This window comes from Paenibacillus sp. FW104-T2 (assembly GCF_058789975.1).
Genome location: NZ_JBYTCE010000005.1, coordinates 241,632 through 254,514, shown reverse-complemented (window position 1 = coordinate 254,514; position 12,883 = coordinate 241,632). Strand labels below are relative to the sequence as shown.

Genomic DNA, 12,883 nt, shown 5'->3' with positions numbered 1-12,883 from the left:
AGTAAGATACCCTTTTTTGTACCTTTTATGTGATTCGCGTAAAACTATCGTTTCATGTTGCTGCTGTGTCCTGGGGACAACTTTGCATCCGGATCGAAGTAAACCTTCGCGTTGTTAACAGCGGTTGGTGCTTCACCAAACCCAACAGCGATCAGCTTCAGCTTGCCTGGATATGTTGTAATATCCCCGGCGGCAAAAATGCCTGGAATGGATGTTTCCATACGGGAGTCAACAACGATGGAGTTGCTATCAATTTCAATACCCCACTCGGCAATAGGCCCGAGCGATGATACAAATCCAAAGTTGACGATCACGGCATCAACGTCAATTTCTTGTGTTTCTTTGGTTTTGACGTGTGACAGCGTGACTTTGGTAATAGCTTCATCCCCGTGCAGTTCTGTAATCTCCGTAGGCGTAACCACGTTGACTTTGGAGTTCATCAGGTTCTCCACACTGTGCTCATGTGCACGGAATTTGTCACGACGGTGGATCAGGGTTACTTGTTCTGCGATTGGTTCCAGCATAAGTGCCCAGTCTACGGCAGAGTCACCGCCACCACTGATGAGTACTTTTTTGCCGGCAAAAGCGTTCAGATCACTGATGAAGTAATGCAGGTTTGATTTTTCGAACTTGGCTGCACCTTCAAGTTCCAGGCGACGTGGTTCGAAAGCACCGACACCGGCAGTGATGATTACAGCTTTGGCATGATATTCGTTTACATCGGTTTTAACGATGAAATGACGCTCGTCCAGTTTTTCAACGGATACTACTTTCTCCTCAAGACGAATATTCGGGTTAAAGTGACTCATCTGCTCAATCAGATTGTTTACCAGTTCCTGAGCCGTCACTTTGGGGAACCCTGCAACGTCATAGATGTATTTTTCGGGATACAGCGCAGCCAATTGTCCGCCAAGTTGTGGCATGCTTTCAACCAGAGTAACGGATGCCTGACGCATCCCTCCGTAAAATGCGGCAAACAGACCCGCAGGGCCGCCACCAATAATAAGTAAATCGGTCATGTCATGACCGGCAGTTTGTGCAGTCAAGAATCAACAACACCTTTCTTATTTTAATAGGTAGTTAACAGAAATAATGTAGCCGGATACCTCATGTAGCCAGCGTTTGTTGCTGAACTGTCTTTCTCATTATAAACGGTGTAAACTGGGTTGCAAAGTTGGTAACGGGACTAACATGGGAACAATTGATGAAGATCAGGTGAGAATAGGATGAAATTGGAAATGAAAGGTTATGAAAGATAACAAAAAAAACCTTGATATTTACCAGAAATACAGATATTCTTGACCTGTACTATGTGTTTTTTTGTCTAAATAAAAGCCAATTTGTAAAACGAAGACAAGACCTGTAATTTGTTGATTCTTGTGTATAATTTCACAACTTTAATTGGACATGTACATACAAAATATTCAAATAAATTCGTGAAGTTAACATTTGTCGTCATATGGATAAGACCTCATCCATATTTTGTAGTAAGTACTACAGCTGAAGTATGCCACCCGAATGAAGATACAAAATGTTGTAAAAGTAGATGATGTGAGTGAAACCGGAAGGGGTTAAGACATGAGCAGCATTCCCAAAATCGTCATTCTCGGCGCGGGCTATGGCGGGATTTTAACAGCCCAGCGGCTGCAGAAGGAATTAAATTATAATGAAGCCGACGTCACATTGGTGAATCGGCATGATTATCACTATATTACAACACACCTACATATGCCAGCAGCCGGTACGGATTCGATTGAGCATGCGAGGGTGCCGATTTCCAAGCTGATTGATGAATTCAAGATTGATTTGGTCAAGTCGTCGGTGAAGGAGATACGACTGCAGGATCGCAAGGTCATTTTGGAAGATGGAACGTTATCTTATGACTATCTGATTATTGGACTCGGCGGTGAACCGGAGACCTTCGGTATTCCGGGCATGCTGGATCATGCCATGACCATTCGCAGCATCAACTCGGTACGACTCATTCGTGAGCATATCGAATATCAGTTTGCCATGTACAAAAACGATAACAAACGTAACCGCATTCGTTTTGTAGTGGGCGGAGCAGGTTTCAGCGGAGTTGAGTTTGTGGCGGAGCTTGCTGACCGCATTCCGCAGTTGTGCAAGGAATTCGACGTTAATCCCAAAAATGTTCATATTTACAACGTAGAGGCAGCGCCTTCAGCCCTGCCTGGCTTCGATCCGGAGCTGGTAGAGCATGCAATGAATGTGCTCAAGAAGAAAGGCGTAACCTTCAAAATCGGTGTTCCGATCAAGCAATGCTTGCCGGATGGTGTCATTGTGGGTGAAGGTGAAAAAATTGATGCTGCCACGGTGGTATGGACCGGTGGAATCCGCGGTAACGCGCTGCTTGAACAGGCTGGCCTCGAAGTGATGCGCGGCCGGGTAAAAGTGGACGAATATTTGCGAGCTCCGGGACATGAGCATGTCTATGTTATTGGTGACAATTCACTCGTATTTAACGGGGAAGGACGTCCATATCCACCAACAGCCCAGATTGCCATGCAGCAAGGTGTGAACTGCGCCAAAAACGTTGTCGCTGCCATTCGCAAAAAACAGCCACAGCCCTTTGTGTTTACCAGCAAGGGAACGGTTGCTTCGCTCGGTAAAGGGGAGGCCATTGCTGTGGTTGGGGGTAAAAAATACAAGGGCTGGAAAGCTGCCCAGCTGAAGAAACTGGTGGATCTCCGGTATTTGTTCATCATCGGTGGAATCCCGCTTGTGCTGAAGAAGGGGCGGTTTTTTGGATGAGACATTGCAGTGTTCAAGTTCGCGGCCTGCTTACGCGTGATGAGCTGGATCGTTATAACGCCCTGATGCAGGTAGGTGGTTATCTGGAGGAGCAGAACCAGTATGACCTGGCTTATATTGTGCAAAAGGAAGTGGACATTCTTATCCTGCCTGCAATTGAGCGGTTGAAGGAAAAGGGACGGGATCGTGACCGGGCCACGGCCGAGTTTCTGGAATCCCTCAAGGCAATGGAAGAAGAAGAGGACCGGGACTAATTCAGAGTTTGAACATTTCTGAATAAAATGAATACCATAAAAAAAGCACCGATGACTCTCCCCTTGGGGAGTGTCATCGGTGCTTTTTGTTTTACTTACAGTTTCAACATGTCTTCCAGCGAACCTTCGCCCAGCAGGCTTCCCACATAGAACGAACCGAATTCGCCATAACGAGCGCTAACTTCATCAAACCGCATTTCGTAAACCAGTTTTTTGAACTGGAGTGCATCGTCTGCAAACAGGGTAACGCCCCATTCCCAATCGTCGAAACCAACGGATCCGGTAATGATCTGTTTAACTTTACCCGCATAGCTGCGACCAATCATGCCATGGCTGCGCATCATGCTGCGGCGTTCGTCCATGGACAGCATATACCAGTTGTCGGCCAAGTCGCGTTTTTTGTTCATTGGGTAGAAGCAGATGTACTGGCGCTGCGGCAATACCGGCTTGAGACGTGCAACGATTTCCGGGTTTTGCATCGGATCTTCGCCTTCTTTGCCAAGATAGTTGCTCAGTTCCACGACGCTGACGTAGGAATACGATTTGGTAGTGTATTGTGCAAACATCGTTTTGTTGAACGCGTTCTCGACGGCCTTGAGGTCCTCAAGTGTTTCACGCAGGTGCATCATGACAAGGTCAGCTTTTTGGCCGACTACAGTATAGACCACAGTGCTTCCTTTTGAGGAATCTTCGACATCCTTCCATTCTTTCCAAAACTCTTGAAGCTCGTCCAGTGCTACGGCACGTTCCTCGTCATCGGCTGCTTTCCAAGCGGCCCAGTTAATTGAGCGGAAGTCATGCAGGGCATACCAGCCCTCCAGTGTTGATGCAGCTTCGTTCATTGGTTCTGTTCCTCCTGCAGTTTATATTTCCAAATCCCATGAGGGACGGTTAAGAAAAACTATATCGTTTACATTGTATCCCAACACCGAGCACAAGGGCAAATGAAGAGAACATGAATATAGGAGGATTTATCCAGAAAGTTCGTTGCTTCGCCACATTTTTTGCGGTACACTATCTACTAGCCAGAGAAGAAAATACAGTAAGTTATGCAAAATAAGCCCTTAGTTCATAAGAAGAGGTGAACGTCACCCGATGCAGTTTATACCTGTGCTGGTATTAATGGTGTTATTTTTCGTGATGATGTTTGGGATCGGTTTCATTCTGAATATGTTGATGAAGACTACTTGGTTTCCTTCTTACCTGTTCATCATTGTGATCCTGCCTGTCGTGGTGTATTCCTTGTGGGATCACACGGCTTCACTGATGACCCATCTGGGCTCGTTCCAGATCGTCGATTATCTGACCGGTGTGGCTGGGCTCGCAGGCGCAATCATCAGTGGTTGGACCATTCGCAAACTTCGACTGGGCGGGTATAAAATGTTTTAACCGGCTGAGCTTCATATCTTGCCCTGACTGCCATGGCTAATGGAAACAAAGAGTCTTGCCTTTCTCGTAACCGCTTACGCGAGCAAAGGGAGGGCTTTTTGTCATATGTAATGAAAATAGACATAAACGAACCGCTGAGCTGCATACACATGTGGATAACCATTTCTAAATAGTTTCACTTGTTTTATATGGCTGGAGCTTTTATAGTATTCTAGCAACTCTGCGAAAACGTGAATGCTGTCGACCTAGGACGAAACGGAGCGAGAACAGGCCATCTTTTTACCTGTTTTTGAACATTTGAAGATCAGGCATTTATGATAGAATAGATAAACACACTTTTGGGGAGAAGGAGATCAAGCCATGCGCATGAAGAATTTGCTGCATTACACTGAACATCATCGCTACTGCGTATACAGGGAGTTTGGACTTAGTGCTCTGGACGACCGTATGCTTACCGGGGCATATCAGCCCATGGTAGGTGCTTTCGCAATTGGCTTGTATCGGCTGTTGTTTCAGCATCTTCCCGGTGAACAGGTCGGTTACTCACCCCTTGAACAGCAGCGAAAATTGTTCATGACACTTGGACTCGAGCCCAGTGAAAAGGGCCGCAAGTATTTGGTGGAGCAGGCTTCCAAGCTGGAAGCGGTCGGATTGCTTCAGACGTCGCGCCTTTACATTCCGGAGAATGATGATTACATCTATGAATATGAGCTGCAGCCACCGCTGTCACCGGCAGAATTCTTCCGTACACAGCATTTGACACTGCTGCTTCGTGACAAGATTGGCAAGTTTGCTGTTCTCTCCCTGCGTTCGGGATTTTCGGCAGTAGAGAACGGGGACGCACCTTATCCTGCGGCGAGTAAAGAAAATATCTCGGTTCCTTTTTACGATATATTCGAACTGAATACGCATGTTATAGATTACGAGCTGGAGCAGGCGCTCTCGGAAGTATCCACATCCGCACAGCGGAGTGGGACAAGTGTCGCGGCGGAAGAGCTTACGTTAAACTACGCCGACATTATTTTGCGTTTTCCGCGCGAGTCGGTGAACCGTCGTCATGTGGAAAAGCTAAGATTTGATCATGAGCAGCTGGGCATTGTGAATTATGTGGTGAACAAGTTCAATCTCAGTGTGCAGGACGTGTGCCGTTTACTGGATGAGGATGATATTTTCAGTCCGCAAGGACAGCTGATGTTGGACGATCTTCAGCATAAGGCAAGCTTGCAGTTCCGTCAGACGAAGAAACGGCAGGAGCAGCAGACCGTACAGGCAGCCAAAGTGGTTGCACTGAGGCAGCATCTGGACGAGCCTGAGCAGCAGAGCGATTCCGGGGAACCGCCAGTGGAACATGTGGTGCAGATGGAATATTATGTGGAGGTTCCACCGCAGTTTGCAACCAAATGCGATATTCACCAATACAATATGATGCTTCGTAACGAACCATATACACGGCTTTTACAGACGTTTTTCCCAGGAGCCGTACCGGATAATTTGGTCGATATCTTTGAGAAAATTGATCTGAGCTATAAGCTGCCTGGTGAAGTCATTAATGTTCTTATCCATTACTTGATGCAGCTCCTTGTGTCAGGTGGAGAACAGCGGATTAACCGTAATTTCGTTGAAGCGATCGCTTCCAATATGCTGCTGAAGCAGGTCAATTCATATGAGAAGGCAGTCCAATATATTCGTGACCAGGCCAAGGTAAAAGGCAAGCAGGCTGCTGGTGCAGCCGGAACCCGTTCCCGTACATACGGCAAAGGAGCCAAAGCCAAACCCGAAATCCCGATTGTTCAGGATGTTGCCGCTGAAAGCGATGGAGTATCCGAGGAAGAGTTCGAAGAGATGATGCGATTTGCCCAGCAGATGCAGGCGAGCAAGCAAAAAGGAACTTCATAAATATAGTACTATTTTCACTAAAGACAAAAGGCGAGCCCCTTATTAAAAGGAGCTCGCCTTTTTGCAAGTAATACAGTCTAGGGTTACACTATTTGGAACATTCTAATGACCGATCTTATCTTGACTTATATCCTTAGCAAGGTTAACCGTTAACCTGCTGAAATAGCTATCTCAAAATGGTGGTTGCCTTATTACCCGCATAATCTTCAATAACGACCTTCAGCGAGCTGCTGCTAGAAGCTGGTGTGAAGGTCATCTCACTCAGCTTGGTTCTTCCCCGGATAATATACGGGAATTTTTGCGTAACGTAAGTCACCCCGAATTCGCGAGGTACTTCATTTTCGTAAACATAGATCTTGTACCAGTCCTCCAGATCAGGCAGGGCGAGGGTGTATTTTCCATCATTTACCGTAACCTTTTCCTTCGCGTATGGTGTAATCTGATGATCAGCCAGTTGTCCAGTCAATGTAACTGGTTGCTGCTTGCCTATGGCAATGTTGAGCACGTAGTGTTCACCATTTGTTGGCAATCCCGTCAGGACAGCTGAAGATTTTCCTTTCTTGACCTGAACGGTCTTTGTGAAAGGTTCATTCGTATATTCGGTTTGCAGGGTGAGCTCGATCGCTTCCTTGCCTTTGGTTTTCTTAGGGTATTTCCAGCTGACAGTGGCGTCGCCCTGTTTGTTAAATTTCACTTGGATATCCTGAACGGCTGCATCCAAATTATAGGACAGGGTTGCAGGCTCACTCTCACGGCCATCTGCGCCTACGGCACGGATGGACAGCTCACCAGAGCGATTCTTCAAAGATTTAATGTAATAGGTGGAATCATATATTCCGCCAACATAGGATCCATTTTCATATAAATTGTATTGCTTAACCTTCGAATAGTCTTCCATATCCCATTCCACAACAAGTTCATCTGTATTGGTCAGAGACTTGGCGATGTGGAAACCTGTAGGAGTATCTGGTTTGGCCGCAGATCCATCGAAGATACGGATTTCACCGATGTTCATCTGATAATCGTTAATCGTTGTTCCATTAGGGTCAAATACCAGTCCGAAAGCCGCAATGTTTTGGCCCGCATAGGCACTCAAATCCAGGGAAGCTGTTGTCCAGCCTTTCGTTTGTTTGCCTGAATTCGGAACATTGACTTTGACCACATGGGATGGATCATCTTCGAGAATTAAACCGACTTGCAGGGTGGACTTATCGCTCTTCGATGGTTTGTTATAAGTGAGTTCCAATGTAGACTTCGCATTAACCGACAGATCCGTTTTATACAGACGCAGGAAGTTCTCCGCGTTCAGATCACCGTTAACGACAAGAGAGCTGCCGCCATTGAAGGCCCCAATGGCATCGTACTGGTAACGGGCACCTTTTTCATAGGTTGGGCCATAGTCAAAATCAACACTCAGCTTATCCCCTTCACTATCCATCCACCACTGCCAGGTGACAGGGATGTCCTGGATGTTGATGTTGGACCATTCGGTATCATTGGATACTTTCCCGTTTTCATAATATTGCAGACCATGTCCGGTATTGAAGTTCGTAGCAAAGTTTGAACCATGAACGACGGAACGTTCCGTAAGGTAGGCGGCTATGCCGTCCCAATTGGCGCCAGAAGCGTAGACATCCGACAGATCAACCGATGCATTGCGGCGGGCTTCGGTAGGATCCTGATTCGGTCCAGACCACCAGGCACGATCGCGTACAAAGGTCATCCACTGATATTCGTCTTCAGCCCTGTGATTGGTGCTTCCATCGCCCATCTCTTCATCAAGGGCATTGTGGGTAAAATCTGCACCCAGCGTTGCTATGCTGTTCATCGGCTGACCGTTCTCATCCAAATTGTTGCGCAGGTCATAGAGCTGTTTCCACCGTCCAAACCGGTCATGGCCGCCTTCAACGCCGGCAAAGACGGTTTCCAGCGGATCCAGTCCAAGGCTGACGGCATGATCACGTGAATCCTGCAGCATCTCATGGTTCCAGACATAATTCAGGAAAATGGAATCCGAAACCCTGCCGAGAGCCGTATCCTGTACGAAGGGGCTGTTGAGTTCGTTAAACTCATTCTGATATTGTATCTGTCCTGTCGTATTAATGGTTGAGTCATACCACTGAACATAGAGACCCTGATCTCTTAAATATTTCATGAATTTTTTGTAGGATGGAATGTCTTCAGGCGCAACGCCCCTCGCTACCTCTTCCTGATTGAAGAAGTATCCATCATAATTATAGTACTTGGCCATCTCGGCCAATTTGACAGCGACCGGGAAATTGCCGTCTTCATCCTGTACGAGCATCTGCTTGTACGTTTGGGGACCACGGTCATTGTCAGAGAAGAAAATGTTGGCAATGGAACGAACGCCGTTTTTATGCGCGGCATTGGTGTAAGCCGGGTTCGGAATGTTCAGAATACCGAACTCGAAATATCGCTCTGTCCACTCCTTGTTCGGGTCATACAGCTCTTCTGGCACTCCGGCAGAAGCCATGCCATGCCAGTAGCTGTAATAGTCTGTATATTGCCAATAATTAAACAGATACTGGCTGAATTCGTTCGTATAAGGGGTACTATCGAAGAACGCATTGCCGTAGTCACCACTCATCGTAAAGAGCTGGGTATCCGGACTAAGTTCGGGGTAGGCCTGTGTGGCGGCAAAAGCATCATTTCGCGGCTGTAAAGGTACATGTGCACGGAGCAGTTCTCCATAGATGTCACTCTCGGGTGTCCAATTCAGAATCTGTGCAGAGGTGTAGCCATGCTGATAAGGCTGATTGGGGCCTTTGGCACTGTCACCTGTGTAGGGAAGTGTATCCCCTGCATAGACAGATGAGGCGACCAACTGGCCGACCAGGGCTGATGTGATGGCCAGTGCAGTTACCTTGGGAATGATGCCTTTCGGTTTGAGTTTGCTTGTCATGCTGTTCCTCCTTCAAGTGGACTGAATGTAAGGTATTCGTTTACACAAATATAAACTTATGGTTAACGATAGAGCATGAAAGCATTTTCAAATAGGGCGAAATTAAAGAAAGGCAGGTATAAACTAAAGAAAAGTTCAAGGTGGGAAGTTAATGTCAGAAGGCAAATGATATAATTCAGACAGGACAAGCCACATCGGGGGGAACTTGCGATTTGAAAATTGTTAGCGTTTACAATAATTTCTTCAAAAATAATATGTTTATGAAAATGCTGCTTATTTTCTCAATGATTTCGATTGTGACGATTATTACGCTGTCGTATATCATTTTTCTATCGGTGTCCGACTCTACGATCCGCCGTGAACTGGCTATCCAAAAGGCTGCGATGGAAAGTGTGGACCGATATATTCATCAGCAGTATGAGTCCGTACAAAATATGGTGAGAGACATGCATCAGAACGAGGCGCTGTCAGCTAATATCTCCTATCTGATGAGCCACACCTATGCGGATTATGTCCAGCATCTCACCAATGGATATTACGCCAATCAGGATGACTATTCCGCAGATGTACTGAAACATTTCCAGAATATCATGGACCGAAATGCGGATATCCATCAGTTGATGTTATATAGTGCAGAGCGCCAGGACATGTCCATGTTCAGCCCCAATAAGCAATTCAAGAAGCTGGACACGAGTGCTGCCCATTCCTATATTCCTGACGTGATGGCCATGGAGACGCCTAATATCAGTGCACCCAACTACTGGATTCGCAAAGAAATCAATGAATGGAGCCCGGATTTGTACGCGATTCGTGTTCCCATCAACAATACACAGACGCTGCGGAATCTGGGACAATTCCTCGTTTTTTTTGACTCTGCAGGTATTGGAAATGCACTTGATAGTTATGAGAGCAACTTTAAGGGAGAAATTGTGGTATTGTCGGCCAAAGGTAACGTGTTATTTGACTCCAGCAGCAACTATTACGGCAAGAAGTATCCTTATGTTGAAGTTGCGGATTCGCTATTCGATCAGACGGATATGGACTCGATGAAAAAGGAAAAAAACATGTATGTAAACAAGTTTGTCTCGGCAGACCAGGGCTATGTGATAGTGGCCACAGTTCCTGTGGAAGAGATGGCTGAGGCCTACGCAGGTATTCGGAATACCATTATTTCGATCAGCACCGTATGTACCCTGTTTGCTGTGCTCGTTCCAGCGTTTTTTATCATTAACTTTGCGAAGCGGACCCGGAGAATTATCCGATTTACACAGAAGGTAAAGTATGGCAATCTGAGCGCACGGATTGACGATACCCGTGACGATGAGCTTGGACAGATCTCGCACAGCTTTAACGATATGCTCGATGAACTTAATTTGTATATTGAGCGGGTGTACAAGGCCGAGATCAAACAAAAGGAGACGGAGCTGGTTGCTCTGCAGGCCAGAATTAATCCTCATTTTCTCTATAACACGCTTGAAGTGATTCGTATGAGAGCCATTTCCCAGGGGGCAAGGGATGTTGGTGAGATGATCTACAGCTTATCGGTGCTCTTCAAGAGCCTTGTTCAGCAGAAGAAAAACTATACATTGAAGGATGAGATGGAGGCTTGCCGTCTATATCTGGAACTCTTTCGAATCCGTTATAAGGATATCTTCACCTATACGATTCAATTGGATCCTGTGCATAATCAACATCCTGTGGTCAAGCTGTCCCTGCAGCCGATCATTGAAAACTATGTCGTGCACGGAATCCAGACGGAACGCTCGGATAACAAATTGTCCATTGTGGTGGAGGAACTTGGCGATATGCTGCAGGTGGAAGTCAGAGATAATGGCAAAGGCATTGAGCCTGCCCGATTGGCAGAAATTCATGAAGAGCTCGATCGTCCGGAGGAATCCGGACAAATGTTTGGGCTGCGCAGTGTGCACAGTCGTCTGCGGTACCTGTATGGACCGGAGTTTGGAATGACGATAGAGAGTACGCTTGGAGAAGGAACCCTGATCAGGGTGCGTTATCCTCATACGGAAGGGACAGGTGTTTAGCATGTACAACGTGTTTATTGTGGACGATGAGCCGTTCATCATTGAAGGATTATACGAGATTGTGGATTGGTCTTCATTTGGAATGGAAATTGTGAACCATGCCGGCAATGGCCAGGCGGCGCTCCAAGCGCTGTCTGCCCAGCCTGTCGACATTCTGATCACGGATATTTCCATGCCCATCATGAACGGACTGGATCTGATTCGGGAAGCAAGGCGTGTGAAGCCTGATCTTAAAGTGATTATACTCAGCGGGTTCAATGAGTTCGAATACTTGAAGGAAGCGATGCAGCTGGGGATCGAAAATTATCTGCTCAAGCCGATCAATGTGGAGGAGCTTGAATCAACGCTGCAAAACACGGCCTCCAAGCTGGATCAAGCGCCAGCAAAAACAAATTATGATGCCTACGGTATTCAAATTTTGAAGGACAACATTCTTCACCGATGGTTGACGGGGCAGATCGCAACGGCGGAATTCGAAGAGCGTTCTCTGTTCATGAATCTTACACTTGATGGTCCATGCTATGGCATTGCCATTCTCCGTACGAAGGGGGAAGAGCCGGGCATATTTGATCAAGTGCAGCGTTTACTTGCAGACAAACCTTATGTGAGTACTTTTCATGATTTGGATGGCGATATCGTCATGATCGCGAGTGTGGACGAGCAGCAGGTCGATAGACAGATGTTTATTGATTGCGTCACCGGTTTATCCAGGCAGATCTCTGAAGCACACCCGTCGGTTTATATGGGTATGGGGAGCATGGCGAAGGGCATTCATCAGGCACCCGCGAGTTACAAAGAAGCCAAGCGCGCTCTGCAGTATGTGATGATCTACCCGGATCTTAAAGTGATCGATCATGCGATTCTTGAAACGGGAAGCAGTGCTGGCAGTCGTTTCTCTTTCGACTGGAAGGAATATGCCAAGCTGATGTTATCCCGAAATACCGAACAGCTTTCAGAACGAATTCAAACGGATTTTGAACAGTATCGCGACGGGATGACTCCTGTGGAACTGCAGCATACGGCGCTCGAATTGGTTATTCGTTTCAAAATGGAGCTGGAGAGCATTAAGCATACGGATGAGTCTGTCATTTACCAAAAGGGGTTAAGACGGGTACTGGATAGTAGTACCTTTGCCGAACTGGTGCAGGCCCTTCAGCAAGTGGGGAGCGAGACGATCGAATCTCTGCTGCAGGATCTGAAAAACCCGATTGTGAGCCAAGTGCTTCAGCATATCGAGAAGCATTACGCAGAAGAGCTTTCCCTTAAGCTGCTAGGGGCTCATTATCATCTGCATCCCGTGTATCTTGGACAGCTGTTTCACAAGGAGACAGGAGAGACCTTTGCCGAGTACATCAATAAATACCGGATCGAGCGTGCCAAGGAACAGCTGCGCAGTTCCAATCTGAAGGTGCATGAGATCGCAAGAAACGTTGGATATTGGGAGACAGGATATTTTTATAAGCAATTCCGCAAATATGTAGGCATTTCACCGACCGATTTCAAGGTTTTTAATTAATTCGGTGACGGGAAGATTCGATCTGCGGACTCAACGTATAAGAGACATTTCGGGAACAGCGGTGGCATGGGAAGAGTTTAATGCCAGATGT

General features: G+C 46.7%; 9 protein-coding genes. 6 read left to right on the top strand and 3 right to left on the bottom strand.

The annotated features are described in order from the left end of the window. Positions 1-44: 44 nt before the first annotated feature. Entirely contained in the window at positions 45-1,019 is a 975-nt protein-coding gene (locus tag AC3WQ3_RS08995; RefSeq protein ID WP_218029840.1) for an NAD(P)/FAD-dependent oxidoreductase, read from the bottom strand. A gap of 559 nt (positions 1,020-1,578) precedes the next feature. On the opposite strand from AC3WQ3_RS08995, the gene AC3WQ3_RS08990 reads away from it, so the two are divergent. Both AC3WQ3_RS08990 and AC3WQ3_RS08985 read left to right on the top strand, forming a co-directional pair. Beyond that, on the top strand, positions 1,579-2,772 hold the full coding sequence (locus AC3WQ3_RS08990) for an NAD(P)/FAD-dependent oxidoreductase (RefSeq protein ID WP_095361277.1): 1,194 nt from the start codon (positions 1,579-1,581) through the stop codon (positions 2,770-2,772). Continuing rightward, entirely contained in the window at positions 2,769-3,026 is a 258-nt protein-coding gene (locus tag AC3WQ3_RS08985; protein WP_095361278.1) for a hypothetical protein, read from the top strand. Before AC3WQ3_RS08990 ends, AC3WQ3_RS08985 begins: the two co-directional genes overlap by 4 nt. Positions 3,027-3,121: 95 nt before the next feature. Here the strand turns inward: AC3WQ3_RS08985 and hemQ are convergent, their stop codons facing one another. Beyond that, positions 3,122-3,868, bottom strand: coding sequence for a hydrogen peroxide-dependent heme synthase (gene hemQ, locus AC3WQ3_RS08980; RefSeq protein ID WP_154896404.1), 747 nt, complete (start codon positions 3,866-3,868; stop codon positions 3,122-3,124). Positions 3,869-4,121: 253 nt separating this feature from the next. Between hemQ and AC3WQ3_RS08975 the strand changes: the two genes are divergently transcribed. Continuing rightward, on the top strand, positions 4,122-4,415 hold the full coding sequence (locus tag AC3WQ3_RS08975) for a YuiB family protein (protein ID WP_095292079.1): 294 nt from the start codon (positions 4,122-4,124) through the stop codon (positions 4,413-4,415). A gap of 360 nt (positions 4,416-4,775) precedes the next feature. Further along, positions 4,776-6,311, top strand: coding sequence for a replication initiation and membrane attachment family protein (locus AC3WQ3_RS08970; RefSeq protein WP_095361280.1), 1,536 nt, complete (start codon positions 4,776-4,778; stop codon positions 6,309-6,311). Positions 6,312-6,477: 166 nt separating this feature from the next. On the opposite strand, the gene AC3WQ3_RS08965 is transcribed toward AC3WQ3_RS08970, so the two are convergent. After that, positions 6,478-9,234 carry an endo-beta-N-acetylglucosaminidase gene (locus tag AC3WQ3_RS08965; RefSeq protein ID WP_492472019.1) on the bottom strand — a complete coding sequence of 919 codons (2,757 nt, stop codon included), beginning with the start codon at positions 9,232-9,234 and terminating at the stop codon, positions 6,478-6,480. A gap of 212 nt (positions 9,235-9,446) precedes the next feature. Here AC3WQ3_RS08965 and AC3WQ3_RS08960 point away from each other — a divergent pair, with 212 nt between their 5' ends. Together AC3WQ3_RS08960 and AC3WQ3_RS08955 are read left to right on the top strand one after the other, a co-directional pair. Then, positions 9,447-11,276 carry a sensor histidine kinase gene (locus tag AC3WQ3_RS08960; RefSeq protein WP_492472018.1) on the top strand — a complete coding sequence of 610 codons (1,830 nt, stop codon included), beginning with the start codon at positions 9,447-9,449 and terminating at the stop codon, positions 11,274-11,276. Between the two features lies 1 nt (position 11,277). Continuing rightward, positions 11,278-12,792: a response regulator gene (locus AC3WQ3_RS08955; protein ID WP_492472017.1), complete on the top strand. Its 1,515-nt coding sequence runs from the start codon at positions 11,278-11,280 to the stop codon at positions 12,790-12,792. Positions 12,793-12,883 lie beyond the last annotated feature (91 nt).

Coding starts and splice junctions, on each gene's coding strand:
- AC3WQ3_RS08995 (WP_218029840.1), bottom strand. CDS start 1,019: ATGACCGATTTACTTATTATTGGTGGCGGCCCTGCGGGTCTGTTTGCC.
- AC3WQ3_RS08990 (WP_095361277.1), top strand. CDS start 1,579: ATGAGCAGCATTCCCAAAATCGTCATTCTCGGCGCGGGCTATGGCGGG.
- AC3WQ3_RS08985 (WP_095361278.1), top strand. CDS start 2,769: ATGAGACATTGCAGTGTTCAAGTTCGCGGCCTGCTTACGCGTGATGAG.
- hemQ (WP_154896404.1), bottom strand. CDS start 3,868: ATGAACGAAGCTGCATCAACACTGGAGGGCTGGTATGCCCTGCATGAC.
- AC3WQ3_RS08975 (WP_095292079.1), top strand. CDS start 4,122: ATGCAGTTTATACCTGTGCTGGTATTAATGGTGTTATTTTTCGTGATG.
- AC3WQ3_RS08970 (WP_095361280.1), top strand. CDS start 4,776: ATGCGCATGAAGAATTTGCTGCATTACACTGAACATCATCGCTACTGC.
- AC3WQ3_RS08965 (WP_492472019.1), bottom strand. CDS start 9,234: ATGACAAGCAAACTCAAACCGAAAGGCATCATTCCCAAGGTAACTGCA.
- AC3WQ3_RS08955 (WP_492472017.1), top strand. CDS start 11,278: ATGTACAACGTGTTTATTGTGGACGATGAGCCGTTCATCATTGAAGGA.